Genomic DNA, 20,231 nt, shown 5'->3' on the forward strand with positions numbered 1-20,231 from the left:
ACGAAGCTGTTCAGGCAGAATCACAACCATGCGTTGCCTTGAGTTTGGCCATTATCATGAAACTTAGCAGGTTCATAGAAATAGCGGTCGGCTCATGCGCATAATTCATTGCGTTTTTGGAATTGTATAGGTTGAGTACCCTACCGCGCCGAAATAGTCTGGCCGGATTTGACCGTATGACCGGGCACTTCGCGCGAGACGCCGATCCTTGTCAGGATACTTTCGAAAATATCGGCGCAGGCTTCCCAGCTGAATCCCTGCAACGTCGCTTCGGGGTCGACGCGGCCCATCGCAAGAGCAGCCAGAGCCGCCTCTCCCAAATCCTCGGCAAGAACACCAGCGCCGGTTGCGTTGATGACATCCTTAGATCCCGGCACAGGATAGGCCGCGACCGGCAGACCGGAGGCTATAGCCTCAAGTAGCACCAGCCCGAACGTGTCGGTCCGGCTTGGAAAGACGAAGACATCCGCCCCCGCATAGAAGCGTGCCAGCGCCTCACCTTCATGCTTGCCGGCAAAGACGGCCTTTGGATATTTGCGTTTCAGATTTTCGAGGTCGGGACCATTGCCGACGATCAGCTTTGTGCCCGGCAAATCCAGCGACAGGAAAGCTTCGAGATTCTTCTCGATAGCGACCCGCCCCACACAGATGAAAACCGGTCGTTGCAAGTGCAGATCAACGTCTGGTTGCCGCCGGAACAATTCCCGGTCTACGCCCCGCGTCCACACCTTCAGGGTTTCAAATCCTCGCGCAACCAACTCATCATGGATTGATTGCGTTGGCACAAGGCAGGATTCGGCAGCATTGTGGAAGCGCCGCAGCCAGCCATAGGACCATGACAGCGGGACCGGCAAGCGCTTGCGCAGATATTCAGGAAAACGGGTATGAAAGCTTGTGGTAAAACGCCAGTTATTCTTGATGCACGTGCGGCGCGCCATCATGCCCAGTGGACCTTCCGTCGCGATATGGACATAGGCCGGTTGTATGGCTTCAATCCGTGCCTTGACCGCCGATGGCAGTGTCAACGCAAGCCGGATTTCCGGATAGGTCGGGCAAGGCACAGAATGATAGTCGGCCGGGGAGATGATCGTCACCTCAAAGCCCCGCGCCTCCATCTGCTCGCGTACTTTCGTCAGGGTTCGCACGACACCATTGACCTGCGGATGCCAGGCATCCGAAACGATGACGAGCCGCTTAATCTCGTCACGCTGCATTCGCCGCCTTTGGCCGCTTATCGGCAATCTGGATCACCGGCGCGAAGCCTGCATGCTCGCTGATGAGATGTGTCCAGGATAGAAGTTCCATCCTTCCGTCAAAATGTTCGACGATAGCCGTACAGCTTTCCACCCAGTCGCCCGTGTTGATATATTCGATACCGTCTATCTGTTCGATGGTCGCATGGTGAATGTGTCCACAGATAACACCATCGGCACCGATACGCCGCGCCTCGTCGGAAACAACTGTCTGGAACGAACCGATGAAATTGACCGCTTTCTTGACGCGGAATTTTGCCCATGCGGAGAAGGACCAATAGCGCAGACCAAGACGGCGGCGCACCTTGTTCATCACGGTATTGATAGCAAGCGCTGCATCATAGGCCCAGTCACCCAGATAGGCGATGTGGCGGGCATTGCGCACAACCACATCGAACTGGTCGCCATGAATCACCAGAAACTTACGGCCATCAGCCGTTTCGTGCATCAGGCGGTCGGTGACTTCAATGCCGCCGAAATGCGTGCCCTGGAAGTCACGCAGAAATTCATCGTGATTGCCGGCGACATAATGAATTGTCGCACCTTTGCGGCTTTTGCGTAGCAGCTTTTGCACAATATCATTATGTTCCTGCGGCCAGTGCCATGACCGGCGAAGACGCCAACCATCGACAATATCACCGACGAGATAGATGGTTTCGGCATCATGGTGCTTCAAAAAGTCCAGCAAAAAGCTAGCCTTAGCGCCTTTTGAGCCAAGATGGATATCGGACAGAAACAGCGTGCGGAACTTTTTAGGCTCGGCCTCGACCATGATGCGGATCTCCGTATCGCGCTGACGCAAACGCGTCTTCTGCGCGACACAAACCCGATTCATGTCACAGTCTTATGACGGCAAGGAAAAATGCAGATTTGAACGATAAAGACTTGTATCAAATCTATGTTCATTTATGCCTCAAGATAGATATCAGACGACGACCCAGACCGATACTCCGGAAGGAAGCAATTCATGGCCCAGGACAATACGCCCGGCAATTCAGAACTTGACGAAAGCGCGCTGTTTTATCACCGCTTTCCCACGCCGGGTAAGCTGGAAATTCAGGCGACAAAGCCGCTTGGCAACCAGCGTGATCTTGCCCTTGCCTATTCTCCCGGCGTTGCCGCGCCCTGCCTTGCCATTCACGCCAACCCGTCTACCGCTGCCGATTACACAAGTCGCGCCAATCTGGTTGCCGTTATTTCAAACGGCACTGCCGTGCTTGGCCTTGGCAATATCGGACCGCTGGCCTCCAAACCAGTGATGGAGGGCAAGGCCGTCCTGTTCAAGAAATTTGCCAATATCGACGTATTCGACATTGAGATTGACGCGCAGGAAATCAACAAAATTGTTGACGTTGTTGCTGCCTTGGAACCCACTTTCGGCGGCATAAACCTCGAAGATATCAAAGCACCGGAGTGTTTCGAAGTTGAAGAGCAGCTTCGTGAGAAGATGAATATTCCGGTATTTCATGACGATCAGCACGGCACGGCGATCATTGTTGCCGCTGCGATCATCAACGGCATGGAGCTTGCCGGCAAAGATCTTTCCAAGGTCAAAATCGTGGCTTCCGGTGCCGGTGCCGCAGCGCTTGCCTGCCTCAATCTTCTCGTCAAGCTTGGGGCGGACCGCAAGAATATCTGGGTCTGCGATCTGGATGGTGTGGTCTATGAGGGCCGTAACACGCTGATGGACCGTTGGAAGTCTGTCTATGTGCAAAAGACCGATGCGCGCGTTCTTGCCGACGTTATCGGTGGTGCTGATGTGTTTCTTGGTCTGTCGGCAGCGGGCGTGTTGAAACCTGAACTTCTCAAGCAGATGGCACCCAATCCGTTGATTATGGCGCTTGCCAATCCAAATCCGGAAATCATGCCGGAAGTGGCCCGCGCAGCACGTGCTGATGCCATGATCTGCACGGGCCGTTCGGACTTCCCAAATCAGGTCAACAACGTTCTTTGCTTCCCCTATATTTTCCGTGGCGCGCTCGACTGCGGCGCAAGTGCGATCAACGAAGAAATGAAAATGGCGGCAGTTCAGGCCATCGCTGCCCTTGCCCGTGAAGAGCCATCGGATGTTGCAGCCCGCGCCTATTCTGGCGAAACACCGACATTCGGCCCCAACTACCTGATTCCTTCGCCGTTCGATCCGCGTCTTATTCTGCGCATTGCGCCAGCGGTGGCAAAGGCAGCGATGGAAACTGGCGTTGCTGAACGTCCCATTGAAGATTTCGACGCTTATCTCGACCGGCTGAACCGCTTCGTGTTCCGCTCCGGCCTTATCATGAAGCCAATCTTCACTGCGGCAAAAACCGCCGAGAAGAAGCGCGTCATCTATGCGGATGGTGAGGATGAGCGCGTATTGCGCGCAGCTCAGGTGGTGCTGGAAGAAGGTATCGCCATTCCAACACTTATCGGTCGTCCCCAGGTCATCGAAACGCGCCTTCAACGCTACGGCTTGAAAATCAAGATTGGACAGGATTTCGATATTATCGATCCGGAAGACGATCCCCGCTATCGCGACTATGTTGATCTGCTCGTTAGCCTGACAGGGCGACGCGGCACGACACCGGAGGTTGCTCGCACAATGGTTCGCGCCAGCGGCACCGTTATTGCAGCGCTTGCCATCGTGCGTGGCGAAGCCGATGCCATGATCTGTGGTCTTGAAGGTCGCTTTGAGCGGCACTTGCGCAATGTCGAGCTCATTATCGGCAAGTCAGAAGGCATCCGTAATTTCTCCGCCCTCAGCCTGCTCATCTCACAGCGCGGCGTGCTCTTCCTTACCGACACCTATGTGAGTATCGATCCGACTGCGGAAGAGATCGCGGAAAAAACCGTCCTTGCTGCGAACGAAATCCGACGCTTTGGCATTGAGCCTAAAGCTGCCTTGCTCTCACATTCGAACTTTGGCTCACGCGATTCTGAAAGCGCAGCAAAAATGCGCAACGCTTCAGAAATCCTGCGCGTAAAGGCTCCGGAACTTGAGCAGGACGGCGAAATGCACGGCGATAGCGCGCTTTCACAAATTCTGCGGGAGCGCGTACTGCCCCATTCCCGCTTGACGGACGAGGCAAATCTCTTGGTTTTCCCCAATCTTGATGCAGCCAATATCACGCTAAATGTCGTCAAGTCGGTAACAGATGCCCTGCATGTCGGCCCGATCCTGCTGGGTGCTGCCAAGCCCGCGCATATTCTGACGCCTTCAGTGACATCGCGCGGTATTGTCAACATGACGGCGCTGGCAGTTGTGGAAGCTTCACAGCGGATTGAGTAAAACTTTCGTCTTATTGCTGCCGCATCAACATGGATGGTTTCGCCTAAACTCCAAGAAGAGACCATCCATGCTCCGGACATCTTTTATCATCGTTGCCGCATTTGGCGCTGTACTGGCTGCGACTGGTTTGTCCCATGCGCAAAGCGATACATGCGTGCGCATGCAAGAGCGTCTCGACAGGCTGAACAGTGATCCAACGCTGGATGATTACGAGTTCAATCTGCGCCGGGATCGTATCGAGGCGGCGCTGGATGCCAATAATTGCCCTGTAAACAATTATCAGTATCGCGATCTGCCGCGGCTGGATGAGGAAGAGCCGGAATCCTACGAGATTTATGGAGGCCGCGCACCGCAACCTGTAGGGCCTGGATCAATCCCGGTCCCCATCGAAGGCGGTCAATACCAGACTATGTGCGTTCGCACGTGTGACGGTTATTATTTTCCGCTGACCTATGAAACCGGAGCGGAGAATTTTGCGCGCGATCAGGCGCAATGCCAGGCACAATGCCCCGGCGCGCAATTGTTCTTCAAGCCAACAGGCGAAGAGCGGCCGGAAGCCATGATTTCTCTGGGTGGCCAGGCTTACCGGGATATGCCGAATGCTTTTAAATTTCGCAAGGCTGGTGCTAATGCCACGCCGCAATGCACATGCCAGAAAACAGCCGGCAATTTTTCGACCATGGGCAATCCGCGTGAACTGGCGAAACAACCGCCAAAACCAGTTTCGCCGCCAGTCGCGCGTCCCGCACCACAAACTCCGCCGATTGCGCCAGCGCATCCGCAACAGCCAACAGTGACAAAGCAGGAGCCGCTTCCCGCTGCGACACCGCCCGCAAATCCGGCATTGACGGAACCTGCAAAGCCCAATGAACAACCGCCGATTCAGACCAAGATTGAACCTTCGACCCTTCCAACAAAGCAAGCTGAAAAGCCATCATCCATCATTGAATTGGGCAAGCCCGCAGCGGCGCCCAACGAAGCGCCATTGCCCAAACCGTTGAGCGTGGACAAGCCAATCGATCCGAACCGCAAGGTCAGGGTCGTCGGGCCAACGTTCCTTCCCGACCAAGGAGGGGCAAAAGATCCGCAAGCTCAGGACCGGAAGATCGCCCCGTAAGCGCAATACGCAAAGGCATGAACAATCCTTTGCCTTTACGCCCGCTCTGTACCTTCACAGCATCGGTCCATGATTTCCAAGTCTCATGGTTCCAAGGCTCGGATGGCAGAACATCGAAGGCAGCGCGTGCAAATTCACGATCCTCGTCGGCAAGAGGCTCGTCGCTCGAAGGGCCATTTTTGACAATTGCCCACCACTGCGCGGCATCGGATACGAAGGTAAGATTGCTGCGCACAGCCAGCCAGAACGCCTCTGCATTATCACCTTGAATACCAAGCGCAGCAAGCCTGTCTTTGGCATCGCTAAAGGGCATGGCGTGGATCAGCGCTCGGTTGAGCGCGTCCAGATCAGCAGGGTCAAACTTCGAGGATGATTTCGACGTGGAAGCCGGATCAAATATCGCCGCCAGCGCTTCCATATCGGGCATTGCAACAACATTTTCTGAAGTACCCGTGAGCACGGCAAGGCTTGCAACCGCCATGGGTTCATAGCCGGCGCGGCGCAGACTGCCTACCGACAATGCACCAGTACGCTTGGACAAGCCCTCGCCCGTAGCAGTCGTCAGCAGATTATGATGACCGAGCTGCGGGGACTTTGCACCCATCGCCTCAAAAATGGAAATCTGCACACCGCTATTGGTAACATGATCATCGCCCCGGATAATATGCGTGATGTTCATGTCGATATCGTCGACAACAGAGGTGAATGTATAAAGATAGGTACCATCTTCGCGGATCAGCACCGGATCGGACAGCGATGCCAGGTCGACAGTTTCCGGCCCGCGTACCAGATCGTCCCAATGCACTTCTGTACGTACCGGGGCGAAAGGGTCGTCCTTGAAATTCGGCAGAAGGAAACGCCAATGCGGGCGCTTTCCTTCCGCCTCAAGCTTGGCTTTGTCTTCGTCCGACAGCTTCAGCGCGTCGCGGCCATAGACTGGCGGCAGACGTCGCGCGAGCCGCAGCTTGCGTTTCAAATCAAGTTCTTCGGCAGTTTCATAGCAGGGATACAGAAGGCCAGCGGCCTTCAATCTTTCGGCTGCTGCCGCGTATTCAGCAAACCGCTTCGACTGATATTCGACGCGAAAAGGTTTGATACCCAGCCATTCGACATCTTCGGCAATGGCTTCGACATATTCGGTCTTGGAGCGCTCGACGTCCGTATCGTCGAAACGCAGGACCATTTGTCCGCCATTTTTCAGCGCAAACAGCCAGTTGAACAAGGCAGTGCGTGTATTGCCAATATGGATATAGCCCGTAGGCGATGGTGCAAAACGTACGATTGGGGTCATGATCGGGGCATATCGGATGCGGCGATGAATGGCAATATGGGCCGCGTTTTCACGCGGCCCATATTGTTAGCTGTCCTGAAGCATGAGGCCCTTGGTCAGTTCCATCGCCTGCAATTCAAACAGACCGCGATAGATACCGCCCTTGAGCCCGATCAGCGCTTCATGGTTACCCTCTTCTGCAATGCGGCCATGGTCGAAAACCAGAAGCCGGTCGAGAGAGCGCACGGTCGACAGACGGTGAGCGATCACCAATGTCGTCCGGCCAAGCATCAGCCGTTCCATTGCCTGCTGGATCAGCATTTCCGATTCTGAATCGAGACTGGAAGTAGCCTCGTCCAGAATAAGAACCGGTGCATCCGCGAGGAATGCACGGGCAATGGCAACACGCTGGCGCTCACCACCGGAAAGCTTCACACCGCGCTCGCCAACGAGCGTGCTGTAGCCTTTCGGCAGATTGGTGATGAACTCATGCGCACTTGCCTGTCGCGCAGCTTCCTCCACCTCGGCCTGCGTTGCTCCCGGCCTTGCATAGGCAATGTTTTCCGCCAGCGTCCGGTGAAACAGGATCGGCTCCTGCTGCACGATGGCAATTTGCTGGCGTAAAGATGCCTGTCTGACATCGGCAATGTCCTGACCGTCAATGCGGATCTGACCGGACTGCACATCATGCAGACGCTGGATCAGCTTGACGAATGTGGATTTGCCCGAGCCCGAATGCCCGACCAGACCAACCCGCTCGCCCGCCCGGATCGTTACCGAAAACCGGTCATAGAGCGGCAGTCTGTGCGCGCCATAATGGAACGTCACATTGTCGAACTCGATCTTGCCATTGGTGATCTGTATCGGCTTTGCGCCGGGTCGATCATCAATGCCGAGTGGTTGACTCTGAATATCAACCAGCTCTTCCATGTCATTGACAGAACGCTGCAAATTGCGAATGTCCATGCCAACTTCGCGCAAATAGCCCTGTAAGATGAAGAACGAGGTGAGCACAAAGGTAATGTCACCCGCACTTGCATGGCCTTTGGACCACAGAAGCAAGGCGGAGCCAATCATTGAAGCTCTCAATACAAGAAGCATCGAGCCCTGTGTTGTGCCGTTGATCGTTCCGCGCCGCCACGTACGCGCCGTACGGTCACGCCACTTCGCCACGACCTTGGCAAGACGTGCATCTTCGCGCGCCTCAGCACCAAAGCCTTTGACAACCATATTGCAGCTAACCGCATCGGCCAATGCACCGCCAAGCTTTGTGTCCCAACGATTGGCAAGACTTGCCATTGGAGCAACAAAGCCAAGTGACATCAGCACTGTAACAACAACGAACAGCAGTGAACCAAGACCGACAATGATGCCCATGACAGGCCAATACCAGGCCATAAGCACTGTCGAGCCGATAAGCATGATGATGGACGGAAACAGCGCCAACAACAGCGTATCGTTCAACAGATCAAGCGCCCACATGCCCCGCGTGACCTTGCGAACCGTAGAGCCGGCAAAGCTATTGGCATGCCAGTCGGTCGAGAAACGCTGAATACGGTAGAAGGCATTTGCAGCAATATCGGACATCATTTTCAATGTCAGCTTGACCACCGTCAAGAAAATGATGTGCCGCAAGACAATCGCCCCGAACGACAGGGCAATGAGCGTTGAAAAGGCTGCTATTGCAGCATTCCATGCCAGTTCGTCCTGCGGACTGCCTTTGACGATGGCGTCAACGAGCCGCCCCGAATAAAGCGGGGTCAACACATCGGCCAATGTCGACAGCAACACTGCGACAAGCGTTAGCGACAGGCGCAAAGGTTGTGCCTGCCAATGTTTCCAGGTGAATCCGAGAACGCTGCGGAAAGCTCCGCCCCGGATGGCGAGTCGAAAAAAAGCCATGACAATTGTCCGGTACATAAGCACCGGCCTCAATAGGGAATTGTAGAAGAAAGATGCCGCGAGTAGGAAAGTGAATCAGTACGGCATTGTGGTCTGGCGACTTGACCGAATACGGACAAGGCCAATGTCGGCGATGAGTTCTTGACTTGTGAAGCCAATAGAAAAGCCAGAAGGCTTTTCGCCGTCACATATCAGAAACTGGCGCCGCCCCGTGGGGACATGATGAAAGCTGCCATTCTTAAACCTCCCGGTCGAAATTGCCGGAGATTGGCTTATAGATGAATCGCTTTGCGTCGCCAAGCGCCTATTTTTTGGGCAAATGGCTTTGATTGGCTGGTGCGGCCAGATTGCAACAGTTCGCTTACTGCCTGTCACGGAACCTGTTGGTGATCGGATAACGGCGGTCACGACCGAAATTTTTCTTCGTGACCTTCACACCCGGAGCCGACTGGCGACGCTTATATTCGGCAATGTAGAGCAGATGCTCGATACGCTCGACCGTGGCCCGCTCGTGCCCGCGCGCAACGATTTCATCCACCCCCATCTCGTTTTCGACCAGGCATTCGAGGATGTCATCGAGAACCGGGTAAGGCGGCAAAGAATCCTGGTCCGTCTGGTTTTCGCGCAGCTCCGCCGACGGCGCCTTGCTGATGATATTGACGGGGATCACTTCTCCTGAGGGGCCAAGACCACCGGCAGGCACATTCTTGTTGCGCCATTCGGACATAGAATAGACCTGCATTTTGTACAGATCTTTAATGGGATTATAGCCGCCATTCATATCGCCATAAAGCGTGGCATAACCGACGGACATTTCTGACTTGTTGCCGGTCGTCACAACCATGGAGCCAAACTTATTGGAAATAGCCATCAAGATTGTACCGCGGGCGCGGCTTTGCAGATTTTCTTCAGTAATTCCTTCCTTGGTACCTTCGAATGTCGGCCCCAGCGCCCTGAGAAAACCTTCCACCGGCTTGAAGATCGGCACTATGTCATAGCGGCAACCGAGCAATCTTGCGCAATCCTCGGCGTCTTTCAGCGAATCCTTGGATGTGTAGGTGTAGGGCATCATAACAGCGCGAAGCCGCTCTTCACCCAGCGCATCAACGGCCAGAGCGGCGCAGATCGCTGAATCGATACCGCCGGAAAGTCCCAGCACCACGTCCTTGAAGCCATTCTTGTTGACGTAATCGCGCAGGCCGAGCATGCAGGCGCGGTAGTTCGCCTCCTCCCCCTCCGGGATACGTGACATCGGGCCTTCGCCACAGCTCCAGCCATCTTTGCCACGACGCCATGTGGTGACAATCAGCTGTTCCTCAAATTGCGACATTTGGAACGCGAGATTCTTGTCGGCATTGAAGGCAAATGAAGCGCCGTCAAAAATCAAATCATCCTGCCCGCCAAGCTGGTTCGCAAAAATCAGCGGCAGTCCGGTTTCAATGACCTGACGCAATGCCACCTGATGGCGCACATCGACCTTACCGCGATAGTAGGGAGAGCCATTCGGCACGCAAAGTATTTCCGCGCCGCTTTCGGCCAGCGTTTCGCAAACGCCCAGCTCGCCCCATATATCTTCACAAATCGGTATGCCGATGCGGATGCCTCTGAAATTGACGGGACCCGGCATCGGCCCCGGCTGGAACACACGCTTCTCGTCGAATTCGCCATAGTTTGGCAGATCAACTTTGAAACGCTCGGCAATAACCTTGCCGCCATCCAGAACCATGACAGAATTGTGCAGACCTGTTTCGCGCCGCAGCGGCACACCAATAATGACACCTGGACCACCATCACCGGTATCCTCGGCAAAATCCTGAACTGCCTTCTCGCAAGCCGCGATAAAGGCCTTTTTCAGCACCAGATCCTCTGGCGGGTAGCCGGAAATGAACAGTTCCGTGAACAGCACAAGATCAGCGCCCTGCCGCGCAGCATCGGCTCTGGCTTCGCGCGCTTTGGCAAGATTGCCCTTGATGTCACCCAGAACCGGATTGAGTTGGGCAATGGCGATACGGAGGATATCAGGATTTTTGCTCATTATGAACATATATCGTTTCGTTGATGGAAAAACAATGTTGCCATGAAGCGTATCACAGGAAAAATACGTGCCAGAGCAAATAGAGCCAGACGATGGCAACAAGGATAACCGAGATCAGCACCGCGAGCGAACCGCAATCTTTAGCGATCTGGATTTCCTTGTGAAAGTCGCGCGAAACTGCATCGCAAGCCGCCTCAATGCCCGTGTTTAAAACTTCCACCATAATCAGGAAGAGCAACGAGCCGGTTAGAAGCAGGAAAACGAGTACAGAGGGGGCTATAAAAGCGGCAATGGGAATGGACAGGAAAAACAGGACGAGTTCCTGTTGCACTGCCTTTTCATGCGCGGCAAGATGCTTGAGTGCCCGCATAGAATTGATAAATGCCATAACAAGCCGGTGCATGCCCTGCCCCTGAATATTCTAGAGAATTTCAGTTAAACGGAATCGCGGAAATATTCCAGATCGCCGAATAACGTGACAAGCGCAATGTGGCGATTCGTCAACCCACATCAATGCTTTGGCGGGCCACTACAACACCGCTGCTGCTTTTTTCGTACTGCGGCAGGCCATCGGCAATTTCGTAGTAATCGCCTTTGTCAGCAACGAAAATATGGACTTCACCCTCAAGACTTGTGGGACTATCGAAGGCTCCAGCCATAACTGAGATGTAGTCAAGCTCATTGTGCTTCCAGAACAGGACAGAGCCGCAATGTTTGCAGAAGCCGCGCCGGGCAAACTCACTGGCGGCATACCAACTGATATTTTCTTTTCCGGATATATCAATGCAGTCATCCTGCACGTTCGTCGCTGCGTAATGATGGCCGGACTGTTTACGGCATTGCGAGCAATGGCAGTAGACTATGCCACGAAGGGGACCGCGCGTTTTAAAGTGCACTTTTCCGCAAAGGCACGAGCCTTTATGCAATTCCGTCATCAAATGGTCCTCCTTGCAGGACTGGAGAATAGCCGTGCGCAAGCCCGCCTGCTTTTACATTCACGCCTTGGCTGATCGTTTTGACGACAGCACCAGCAGGAGCGCACCAAGCAGAGCCGACAGCAAAGAACCAAGTAGAACGCCAAGCTTCGTTTCATCCTGAAGCAAGGGCGAATTGGCGTAAGCGAGCAACCCGATAAACAGGCTCATCGTAAAGCCAATGCCGCAAAGGGTAGAGACGCCATACACTTGCATCCAATTTGCGCCGGCGGGACGCTCAGCCAGCCGCATTTTGATGGCAAGCCATGCAAATGAAAACACGCCAAGCTGTTTGCCTACAAACAGGCCGGCTGCAACACCAAGCGGCACCGGATCGGCCAGATTGGAGAGCGAGACGCCGCTGAACGAAACGCCTGCATTGGCAAATCCGAATATCGGCACAATTGCAAAAGCGACCCATGGCTGGATGGCATGCTCGAGCTTGAGAAGCGGCGAATCTGCCTCACCCTTTTCGCCTTTCATGGGGATGGTCAAAGCAAGAAGCACACCTGCAATCGTCGCATGAATGCCGGATTTGAAAACCAGTATCCAAAGAATTACACCGAGCACGACATAGGCCCAGAGCCTGACCATGCCCATGAAATTTATCGCCATAAGGAGAGCAAAAACGACGGCTACACCGGCGAGGGCCGGTATGTTCAAGCCTTGCGAATAGAACAGCGCGATAATGATGACCGCACCCAGATCATCGATAATGGCAAGCGCCGTCAGAAATACTTTCAACGACATTGGAACGCGTGACCCGAGCAGCGAAAGCACGCCGAGCGAGAAAGCAATGTCTGTGGCCGATGGTATAGCCCAGCCCCGGATGGTATCGCCTTCATTGAAGGCAACGAAAATCACAGCTGGAACGACCATCCCGCCAACTGCAGCAAAGCCGGGAAGTGCTCGCCGCGACCAGTTTGACAATTGTCCGCTGATCATCTCACGTTTGATCTCAAGGCCGACCAGCAGGAAAAACACTGCCATCAGCGCGTCATTTACCCAATGCAGGACGCTTAATCCGCCAACATACCGATGAAGCAAATCAAAATATGTCTGGCTGAGCGGAGAATTGGCGATGATCAACGCCAGCGCAGCAACCACCATGAGAATGATGCCGCCAGCGGCCTCGCTTGCCATGAATGAACGGAAGGATGCTGACAGACGGACTCGGCGGGGCGTTTTCGTGTTCATACCGCTTTGATAGTATTCGAAGTAAGAAAACTCCACCCCAAAGTGGTTTGTAATGACATGATTGTGAGAATAGAGTTTTCTGCGTTTATAAGGACGTCACTGTCGCGGATAGAACCTCAAAATTCCGGCTAGTTCCGAACTTGCATCCTTTCCCCTGTCGGAAGGATGACTGGTGCCGTCATTTACAGGCAGTTCTTCAAAATCAAAGGGGCTGATACCCTCAAGACATGCAGCATTAACGCCGTATTCCTGTGGATTTGAGCGGCGCTGATGATGCGTATAGATCCCGCATTTTGAACAGAAATAATGCTTGGCTGTATTCGTATTGAATTGATAAAGTGTCAGCACGTCTTCGCCTTGCAACATAGTGATGTCGCTAATATTGGCGCTCACGGCAACCGCACCGCGCATCCGACAAAAGGAGCAGGTGCATCTGCGAGCACTGTGCAAGCCATTCTTCAGTCGCACATGGAACCGAACAGTGCCGCAATGGCAGGCGCCATCGATTTCGTTGATATTCTTGTCCATGGCACCTCCTGCGCTGTACCTTACCCCTAAAACAATAATGGCGGCCACGTGGGCCGCCATTAAATTTTAAGTTAGTTTGATCAGCCGTTTGCAGCCATTTTCTGTGGCTGGCTGTCACGTTCCTTCTTGAGAAGCTCGGCAACCAGAAAAGCAAGCTCCAAAGCCTGATCGGCATTAAGGCGCGGATCACAATGGGTGTGATAGCGATCCTGCAGATCTTCAGCAGAGATAGCGCGCGCACCACCCGTGCACTCCGTTACATTATTGCCTGTCATCTCAATGTGGATGCCGCCTGGATATGTTCCCTCGGCATGATGAACTGCAAAAAAGCCCTCAACCTCCTTAAGGATGCGGTCGAATGGACGTGTCTTGTAACCATTGGCAGTGATGGTATTGCCATGCATCGGATCACAGGACCAGACAACATTGCGGCCTTCCTTTTGCACGGCGCGGATCAGCTTTGGCAAATGATCGCCAACCTTGTCGTGACCGAAACGGGCAATCAATGTCAGTCGCCCAGCCTCGTTTGCAGGATTGAGCAGATCAATCAGACGCAAAAGATCGTCGGGCTCCAAGCTTGGTCCGCACTTGAGGCCAAGCGGGTTCTTGATGCCACGGCAATATTCAATATGCGCGTGATCAGCCTGACGGGTACGATCGCCGATCCAGATCATGTGACCTGACGTGCCGTACCAATCGCCGGACGTGGAATCCACGCGAGTCAAAGCTTCTTCATAGCCAAGCAGCAGCGCTTCATGGCTTGTGTAGAAGTCTGTCTCACGCAGTTGCGCGTTTGTTTCAGCAGTAATGCCAACAGCGCGCATGAAGTCGACCGTATCGGCGATACGGCGTGCAAGCATGCCATAGCGCTCGCCTTGCGGACTGTCGGCCACGAAGCCAAGCATCCACTGGTTGACGTTCTCCAGATTGGCATAGCCGCCTTGCGCGAAGGCACGCAAAAGATTGAGCGTTGCTGCGGACTGACGGTATGCCATTTCCTGACGTGCGGGATCCGGAATACGCGATTGCTCGGTGAACTCGGTGCCATTGATGATATCACCGCGATAGATTGGCAGTTCAATGCCGTTCTTTGTTTCCGTGTCCGAAGAACGCGGCTTGGCGAACTGGCCCGCAATACGGCCAACCTTGACGATGGGCTGCGAGGCACCGAAGGTCAGAACAACTGCCATTTGCAGGAACACGCGGAAAAAGTCGCGAATATTGTCGGCGCCGTGTTCGGCGAAGCTTTCGGCGCAATCACCACCCTGCAGCAGGAAGCTTTCACCACGCGAGACAGCGGCGAGCTGCTTCTTCAGCTTGCGTGCCTCACCTGCAAAAACCAGCGGTGGATATGTCCGAAGACGGGCCTCGACATCGCTCAGAGCCTGAGCGTCCGGATAAAAAGGCACCTGCTTGATCGGTTTGCCTCTCCAGGAAGTCGGTGTCCAGTTCTTGGTCATTATTGCACCTGTTACTTGCTTTCCACTTTGGTAGCGTTTGTTTGAATTTTTCCGGTCATGCCGGAAGGCGCTCATATAGTCCAATTACGCCTGTGATACCAGTCCCGTTAACAATTACCCCGCTCATCTCTTTTGGTCATTGTGAGAAGTGCCCATCTATATTACCTTAACGTAAAAGTAAGTGTGGGAGGCTGCGATGCAGGAGATTGCTTTTAAGGCTGAAGATGGGTTTCCCTTGCGCGGCACTTTGTTCAGCGGGCCGGGGCAAAAGCCAGCGGTTCTGATCTCTTCTGCTGCGGCGGTTCCTGACAGTTTTTATCGGCATTTTGCCAACAGATTGCTTGAGCTCGGCGCTTCTCATGTACTCACTTACGATTATCGCGGAGTAGCGAAATCACAAGTTCCCAAAGGCTGGAAGCCTCGCCTCCACATGAAGGATTGGGCAGTTCTGGACATGCCTGCAGCGCTGGACGAGCTGAAAAAAGCATCCGGTAACAAACCAATTGTCGGTATTGGCCATTCCTTTGGCGGGGTCGCGCTCGGCCTATGCAACCGTTCAGTTGATTTTGAGCGATATACCACCCTCGCCTCGCTGTCGGGTTACTATCGCAACACTGCCGAGCCCATTGCCGTCTTTGCCAGAATGAACCTCCTGGGCGTGCCGCTCACATATCCGCTTGGACGATTGCCCAAATGGAGCGGAATAGGCGAAGCCCTTCCCGGCAGCATTTTCCGTGACTGGGCGCGCTGGTGCCGCAATCGGAACTTCTTATTCGAAGACCCAAAAGTTCCTGAAGCACGGCATTTTTCAGCAGTGGAGATACCGGTTCTGGGCATTGGCATAAATGACGACCCTTGGGGAACGCCAAGGGCTGTTCGATTATTCCTCGAAAGGCTGGTGAATGCAGATGTTCACGAGCTTTGGTTATCACCGGAAAACCGCGCCGATCAGATCGGCCATCTTGGTTATTTCCGCAAAACCCGCGCTGAAACTCTCTGGCCAGACGTGATGGGCTGGTTGCTGAACGGGACGCTGCCCGCAAACGCCATAAAACGCGTTGGCGCTCGTGCAGCATAAGACCAAGGTCGTGCTTTAAACGGAGACAATATTCCTTACTATCGTTCCATTATTTTGATTTCTCTTATTTATTGTACGTAGGCGTGTGAGCCCCCTCAGCGACCGGGAAGAGGCGAAGATTCAGGCTGGCATTGCAAATGACCCGGATAATCCTGAATGGACGGAGGAAGAACTGAGGAATGCGCGCCCATTCCGCGAAGTCTTCCCCGAACTGGCGAAAAAAATCGATGAGGAAATCGCCAAACGTGGCCGCCCGCTTTCTGCCACGACCAAACAGCCGGTAACGATACGCCTCGATCCTGACGTGATTGCCAAGTTCAAAGCGACGGGCAAGGGCTGGTAGTCCAGGATTAACGAAGTGCTCCGGCAAGCAAAAGTCTAATTTCCATCAAACTCCGTCGACGCGTTCGCCTTTGATAAGGCGATAGCTAGGCTTGTACATTGTAACAAGCTCCTCCGAAGCGGTCGGGTGAACCGCCATTGTCCGGTCAAAATCGTCTTTGGTGCAGCCCGCTTTGATCGGAATGCCCAAAAGCTGCGCCATTTCGCCAGCATCCGGCCCAAGAATATGGGCACCCACCACTTTGCGGCTCGCCGCATCGACAATGAGCTTGGTCAGCATCCTTTCTGTTGACCCCGAGAGCGTATTGCGCATCGGGCGGAACAAGGCCCTGTAGACTTCAACCTCGTCGAACTTCTTGGCGGCTTCCTCTTCCGAGAGCCCCACCGTACCGATCTCGGGCTGCGAAAACACTGCCGTCGCGATATCATTGTGGTCAGGCTTGGTGGGATTATCCTTGAATGCCGTTTCAAGAAAACACATAGCTTCATGAATGGCCACCGGGGTTAGCTGTACGCGATTTGTTACATCGCCAACCGCCCAGATATTTCCAACAGTCGTGCGTGAATAGTCGTCAACCTTAATGGCGCCAATCTCATCAACTTCGACGCCGACCTGCTCCAGACCGAGCATTTTTGTGTTCGGCACACGCCCAATTGCCAACATGACCTGATCTGCAACAAGTTCGTCATCTGACGATAAATGCACGTCGAGGCGACCGTCAGTATTACGCTTGACCTCTTTCAATATTTCGCCGCAGCGGATTTTTATGCCTTTGGCTTCCATCGCCTCGTGCAAAAGATGCCGCAGATCATGGTCGAACCGCGAAAGTATCTCCTTGCCACGATAGACAAGGGTGACGTCGACACCCAGGCCATGGAAGATATTTGCAAACTCGACAGCTATATAACCCCCACCGGCGATTATAATGGCCTTCGGCAGCTGTTCCAGATGAAATGCCTCGTTGGAGCTTATGCAAAACTCGTAGCCCGGCAATGCGGCATGCGGGTTTGGGTGCCCACCAACAGCGATCAATATCTGATCAGCCGTAATGCGCTTACCGGTTTTGAGGATTTCAATTGTGTGAGCGTCGATCAGCACTGCTCGGCTGTCAAATATCTCGACATGCGAATTATCCAGCCCCTTGCGATACAGCCCTTCCAGCCGCGCAATCTCCCGATCCTTGTTGGCAACCAGCGTGGCCCAGTCAAAGCTGACAGGTCCAACCGTCCAGCCATAACCAGCGGCTGCTTCAAAATGTTCTGGAAACTGCGAGGCATAAACAAACAGTTTTTTGGGAACGCAGCCGCGTATGACACAGGTTCCGCCCATGCGAAACTCTTCGGCAAGGCCGACCTTTTTGCCCATTGCGCCCGCAAGCCTGCCAGCGCGAACACCCCCGGACCCTCCCCCGATAACAAAAAGGTCGTAGTCATATGATGTCATGGGGGAGCACTCCGAATCTTTGCCTGAGCAACTATATGGGACTTATCCAAACGATTTAAAAGCACAAAGCCCGGCTTGAACCGGGCTTTGAAATCAAGTTACCGTAGTGTTAGCTCACGGCTTGGGGGCTTCCGGTGCTGCGGGAGCAGGCGATGTTGCCGCCGCTGCTGCAACAACCTTTTCGGCAACAGCCTGAGCCAGATCGCGGGCTATACCGCGCTGCCAGATGCCGGCGGCCTTCAGAACTTCACGCGTAACAATCGGGCCTTCCGAAAGGAGCTTTTTTCCAGCTGGAGAATTGTAAAAACCAGTGATGGCATTCAGGTCTTCTTCAGTGAAAGAAACAGCATATGCACGGGCTGCTTCGTTTTCGAGATCACCGCGACGCGAAGCCAAAACCAGAGCCTGTTCATCGACAGTGGTGCTGATGATCGATTCCAGGTTCGGGTCTTTCTGGATCAGCTCCGACTTCAGCTGCTGGGCAACCATTGGCAAAATTGTATCGAATTGATCGGTGGTCTTGATAGCCGTAACAGCGGCGCGTGCAGCAGCCAGATGTGATGGAGTGATCTCCTGCGCTTGTGCAGAATAAACACCGCTCAGCATGATTGCGATGGACAAGGGTGCAATCAAGCGGCGAAAGCCAGTTGCTCGGTTCATGAATTTATCGCTCCGTTTTTCGTTGTACGCGTCTCACCCGAAACATCTCCAAGCTTGCAGATGAAACAACCAATTCTAGTATTACTGCGCGCCTAGGCAGATGGGGCACGCTGCAATGTTTGAATACCGTCAGCACCGGCCAATATGGCTGTATGCGCCAGATTCAGAAACAATCCATGCTCCACCACGCCGGGAATGGCATGCAAAGCATTGGACAACGCTCTTGTATCCGGAATGCGGCCAAAAGATGCATCCAGGATCAAATGTCCACCGTCCGTTACAAATGGCTCTGTAACAAATGCATCGCCTCCCGTCACCCTTAATGTAAGGGCGCCCGACAGACCCAACCCCGCAGCCGCCCGCTCGATCGCCAGCTTTGTCGCGGCCAGTCCGAAGCGATTGACTTCGATGGGCAGCGGAAAAGCGCCGAGCACATCGACGAACTTTGAAGCATCGGCAATTACGATCATCCGGCTTGAAGCTGCGGCAACGATCTTTTCACGCAGCAGCGCGCCTCCGCCACCTTTGATAAGGCTGAGCTGTGCATCAATCTCGTCGGCACCATCAATGGTAAGGTCAAGCTGCGGCGTTTCTTCAAGCGTTGACAAGGGCACAGAAAGCTCGCGGCAAAGCGCTGCTGTCCGTTCCGAGGTGGGCACGCCAATGACAGATATTCCCTCCTCGACTTTCTTTGCCAAAAGGCGAACAAACTCTTCTGCCGTCGATCCCGTGCCAATACCAAGACGCATGCCATCCTCGACGTAGGTCAATGCCGCAGCGGCAGCTTCGATCTTCAGTGTTCTCGGATCCATGGGTGATGCGTCCTCTTGCAGCTTTGACATGCCATCTTTTTGCATTGACATTGGGCTCCCTAACACGTCAGTCAAAAGGGTCAAGACCAGTGGTGATCGAAAAGGGATGCGAATGTTTGAATCAGACCGCTGGCCTTTTGATTTTGGCCGGTTTGACACCCACAAAGCGATTGCAGGAATAAGATGTCTCAACCCATTATAGTATTCGACCTTGATGGAACGCTGGTAGATACAGCTCCTGATCTTCTCGACAGCCTCAATCATTGTCTGAATGCAGCAGGAATGCAAAAGGTCGACCCGGTGGCGCTGCGCCGCTATGTCGGTCAAGGCGGCCGCGTCATGATCGAGCGTGCTTTTGAGGCACAGCAAAAACTCTTGAGCCCGGAACAACTCGACTGGCTTCTCGGTCTTTTTATCGAGCATTATAGTGCAAATATGCCAGGACACTCCGCGCTTTATGAAGGCGTTGCACAGGCAATGGACGAGCTTGCCAATGCCGGTTACCTCCTTGCTATTTGCACGAACAAGTTTGAAGGTTTGGCCGTATCGCTGCTGGGCCACCTTGGAGAGACATCCCGTTTCGCCGCCATTACCGGTGGTGATACGTTTGCCTTCAGAAAACCCGATCCACGGCATCTCATTGAGACAATCCGGCTGGCAGGCGGAGACGTCGACAGAGCCGTGATGGTGGGCGACAGTCATACGGACATCAACACAGCCAAAGCAGCCGGAATTCCGGTGATCGCAGTTGATTTCGGCTATTCCGATATGCCGGTTGCGACGTACGATCCCAGCCGCGTTATTTCACATTATCGCGAGTTGAGCGTCGAGATGACCGGGAATTTGATTGCTGCCGTGAACGCATAGGCCAGAGGAAGGAACAAAGCATCGCGA

At 54.0% G+C, this 20,231-nt stretch carries 18 protein-coding genes; 5 read left to right on the top strand and 13 right to left on the bottom strand.

Annotation, left to right across the window (positions count from 1 at the left end):
• Nucleotides 1-140: 140 nt before the first annotated feature.
• Together V9K95_RS02650 and V9K95_RS02655 are read right to left on the bottom strand one after the other, a co-directional pair.
• Nucleotides 141-1,214 (bottom strand): glycosyltransferase family 4 protein, encoded by a 1,074-nt coding sequence (locus tag V9K95_RS02650; protein WP_336439897.1) that lies wholly within the window; start codon nt 1,212-1,214, stop codon nt 141-143.
• Nucleotides 1,204-2,025: a UDP-2,3-diacylglucosamine diphosphatase gene (locus V9K95_RS02655; RefSeq protein ID WP_115053272.1), complete on the bottom strand. Its 822-nt coding sequence runs from the start codon at nt 2,023-2,025 to the stop codon at nt 1,204-1,206. The genes V9K95_RS02650 and V9K95_RS02655 overlap by 11 nt, the downstream gene beginning before the upstream one ends.
• 195 nt (nt 2,026-2,220) lie before the next feature.
• Between V9K95_RS02655 and V9K95_RS02660 the strand changes: the two genes are divergently transcribed.
• Together V9K95_RS02660 and V9K95_RS02665 are read left to right on the top strand one after the other, a co-directional pair.
• A complete protein-coding gene (locus V9K95_RS02660; RefSeq protein ID WP_115052753.1) occupies nt 2,221-4,518 on the top strand; it encodes a phosphate acyltransferase in 2,298 nt (765 codons plus the stop codon).
• Nucleotides 4,519-4,585: 67 nt separating this feature from the next.
• Nucleotides 4,586-5,635: a DUF2865 domain-containing protein gene (locus V9K95_RS02665; RefSeq protein ID WP_336439896.1), complete on the top strand. Its 1,050-nt coding sequence runs from the start codon at nt 4,586-4,588 to the stop codon at nt 5,633-5,635.
• Here V9K95_RS02665 and gltX read toward each other — a convergent pair.
• From gltX to V9K95_RS02705, 8 genes are all read right to left on the bottom strand, one after another.
• Complete coding sequence (gene gltX, locus V9K95_RS02670) at nt 5,553-6,926, bottom strand: glutamate--tRNA ligase (RefSeq protein WP_336439895.1); 1,374 nt, start codon at nt 6,924-6,926, stop codon at nt 5,553-5,555. The genes V9K95_RS02665 and gltX overlap by 83 nt on opposite strands.
• A gap of 66 nt (nt 6,927-6,992) precedes the next feature.
• Nucleotides 6,993-8,807, bottom strand: coding sequence for an ABC transporter ATP-binding protein (locus V9K95_RS02675; protein ID WP_307285716.1), 1,815 nt, complete (start codon nt 8,805-8,807; stop codon nt 6,993-6,995).
• 361 nt (nt 8,808-9,168) lie between these two features.
• A complete protein-coding gene (locus tag V9K95_RS02680; protein WP_336439894.1) occupies nt 9,169-10,842 on the bottom strand; it encodes an NAD+ synthase in 1,674 nt (557 codons plus the stop codon).
• A 52-nt stretch (nt 10,843-10,894) separates the two neighbouring features.
• A complete protein-coding gene (locus V9K95_RS02685; protein WP_115052749.1) occupies nt 10,895-11,245 on the bottom strand; it encodes a diacylglycerol kinase in 351 nt (116 codons plus the stop codon).
• Between the two features lie 97 nt (nt 11,246-11,342).
• Entirely contained in the window at nt 11,343-11,777 is a 435-nt protein-coding gene (locus V9K95_RS02690; RefSeq protein ID WP_336439893.1) for a GFA family protein, read from the bottom strand.
• Between the two features lie 60 nt (nt 11,778-11,837).
• Nucleotides 11,838-13,013, bottom strand: a complete 1,176-nt coding sequence (gene nhaA / locus V9K95_RS02695) for a Na+/H+ antiporter NhaA (protein ID WP_336439892.1) — start codon at nt 13,011-13,013, stop codon at nt 11,838-11,840.
• 96 nt (nt 13,014-13,109) lie between these two features.
• Nucleotides 13,110-13,541, bottom strand: a complete 432-nt coding sequence (locus V9K95_RS02700) for a GFA family protein (protein WP_336440209.1) — start codon at nt 13,539-13,541, stop codon at nt 13,110-13,112.
• Nucleotides 13,542-13,621: 80 nt separating this feature from the next.
• Nucleotides 13,622-15,001: a class II 3-deoxy-7-phosphoheptulonate synthase gene (locus V9K95_RS02705; protein WP_115053270.1), complete on the bottom strand. Its 1,380-nt coding sequence runs from the start codon at nt 14,999-15,001 to the stop codon at nt 13,622-13,624.
• 196 nt (nt 15,002-15,197) lie between these two features.
• On the opposite strand from V9K95_RS02705, the gene V9K95_RS02710 reads away from it, so the two are divergent.
• Nucleotides 15,198-16,079, top strand: coding sequence for an alpha/beta hydrolase family protein (locus V9K95_RS02710; RefSeq protein WP_336439891.1), 882 nt, complete (start codon nt 15,198-15,200; stop codon nt 16,077-16,079).
• An 85-nt stretch (nt 16,080-16,164) separates the two neighbouring features.
• Nucleotides 16,165-16,422, top strand: a complete 258-nt coding sequence (locus V9K95_RS02715; RefSeq protein ID WP_336439890.1) for a BrnA antitoxin family protein — start codon at nt 16,165-16,167, stop codon at nt 16,420-16,422.
• 45 nt (nt 16,423-16,467) lie between these two features.
• Here V9K95_RS02715 and gor read toward each other — a convergent pair whose 3' ends face one another.
• The 3 genes from gor to rpiA all read right to left on the bottom strand — a co-directional run bounded on the left by gor (nt 16,468) and on the right by rpiA (nt 19,337).
• Nucleotides 16,468-17,865 (bottom strand): glutathione-disulfide reductase, encoded by a 1,398-nt coding sequence (gor, locus tag V9K95_RS02720; protein ID WP_336439889.1) that lies wholly within the window; start codon nt 17,863-17,865, stop codon nt 16,468-16,470.
• 114 nt (nt 17,866-17,979) lie between these two features.
• Complete coding sequence (locus tag V9K95_RS02725) at nt 17,980-18,525, bottom strand: DUF2059 domain-containing protein (RefSeq protein WP_336439888.1); 546 nt, start codon at nt 18,523-18,525, stop codon at nt 17,980-17,982.
• 92 nt (nt 18,526-18,617) lie between these two features.
• Entirely contained in the window at nt 18,618-19,337 is a 720-nt protein-coding gene (rpiA, locus tag V9K95_RS02730; RefSeq protein ID WP_336439887.1) for a ribose-5-phosphate isomerase RpiA, read from the bottom strand.
• Between the two features lie 183 nt (nt 19,338-19,520).
• Between rpiA and V9K95_RS02735 the strand changes: the two genes are divergently transcribed.
• The gene (locus V9K95_RS02735) at nt 19,521-20,204 is read left to right on the top strand and encodes an HAD-IA family hydrolase (protein ID WP_115052741.1); all 684 of its coding nucleotides are present in this window, start codon (nt 19,521-19,523) and stop codon (nt 20,202-20,204) included.
• The last annotated feature ends 27 nt before the right edge of the window (nt 20,205-20,231 follow it).

The sequence above is a fragment of the Phyllobacterium sp. CCNWLW183 genome, from assembly GCF_037203775.1.
GTDB lineage: Bacteria > Pseudomonadota > Alphaproteobacteria > Rhizobiales > Rhizobiaceae > Phyllobacterium > Phyllobacterium ifriqiyense.

Bases quoted from the DNA above. Each gene is read 5' to 3' on its own strand.
- V9K95_RS02700 (WP_336440209.1), bottom strand. From the start codon at position 13,541: ATGGACAAGAATATCAACGAAATCGATGGCGCCTGCCATTGCGGCACT.
- V9K95_RS02660 (WP_115052753.1), top strand. From the start codon at position 2,221: ATGGCCCAGGACAATACGCCCGGCAATTCAGAACTTGACGAAAGCGCG.
- V9K95_RS02685 (WP_115052749.1), bottom strand. From the start codon at position 11,245: ATGCACCGGCTTGTTATGGCATTTATCAATTCTATGCGGGCACTCAAG.
- V9K95_RS02680 (WP_336439894.1), bottom strand. From the start codon at position 10,842: ATGAGCAAAAATCCTGATATCCTCCGTATCGCCATTGCCCAACTCAAT.
- V9K95_RS02675 (WP_307285716.1), bottom strand. From the start codon at position 8,807: ATGGCTTTTTTTCGACTCGCCATCCGGGGCGGAGCTTTCCGCAGCGTT.
- V9K95_RS02690 (WP_336439893.1), bottom strand. From the start codon at position 11,777: ATGACGGAATTGCATAAAGGCTCGTGCCTTTGCGGAAAAGTGCACTTT.
- nhaA (WP_336439892.1), bottom strand. From the start codon at position 13,013: ATGAACACGAAAACGCCCCGCCGAGTCCGTCTGTCAGCATCCTTCCGT.
- rpiA (WP_336439887.1), bottom strand. From the start codon at position 19,337: ATGGATCCGAGAACACTGAAGATCGAAGCTGCCGCTGCGGCATTGACC.
- V9K95_RS02710 (WP_336439891.1), top strand. From the start codon at position 15,198: ATGCAGGAGATTGCTTTTAAGGCTGAAGATGGGTTTCCCTTGCGCGGC.
- V9K95_RS02705 (WP_115053270.1), bottom strand. From the start codon at position 15,001: ATGACCAAGAACTGGACACCGACTTCCTGGAGAGGCAAACCGATCAAG.
- V9K95_RS02655 (WP_115053272.1), bottom strand. From the start codon at position 2,025: ATGGTCGAGGCCGAGCCTAAAAAGTTCCGCACGCTGTTTCTGTCCGAT.
- V9K95_RS02665 (WP_336439896.1), top strand. From the start codon at position 4,586: ATGCTCCGGACATCTTTTATCATCGTTGCCGCATTTGGCGCTGTACTG.
- gltX (WP_336439895.1), bottom strand. From the start codon at position 6,926: ATGACCCCAATCGTACGTTTTGCACCATCGCCTACGGGCTATATCCAT.
- gor (WP_336439889.1), bottom strand. From the start codon at position 17,865: ATGACATCATATGACTACGACCTTTTTGTTATCGGGGGAGGGTCCGGG.
- V9K95_RS02650 (WP_336439897.1), bottom strand. From the start codon at position 1,214: ATGCAGCGTGACGAGATTAAGCGGCTCGTCATCGTTTCGGATGCCTGG.
- V9K95_RS02735 (WP_115052741.1), top strand. From the start codon at position 19,521: ATGTCTCAACCCATTATAGTATTCGACCTTGATGGAACGCTGGTAGAT.
- V9K95_RS02725 (WP_336439888.1), bottom strand. From the start codon at position 18,525: ATGAACCGAGCAACTGGCTTTCGCCGCTTGATTGCACCCTTGTCCATC.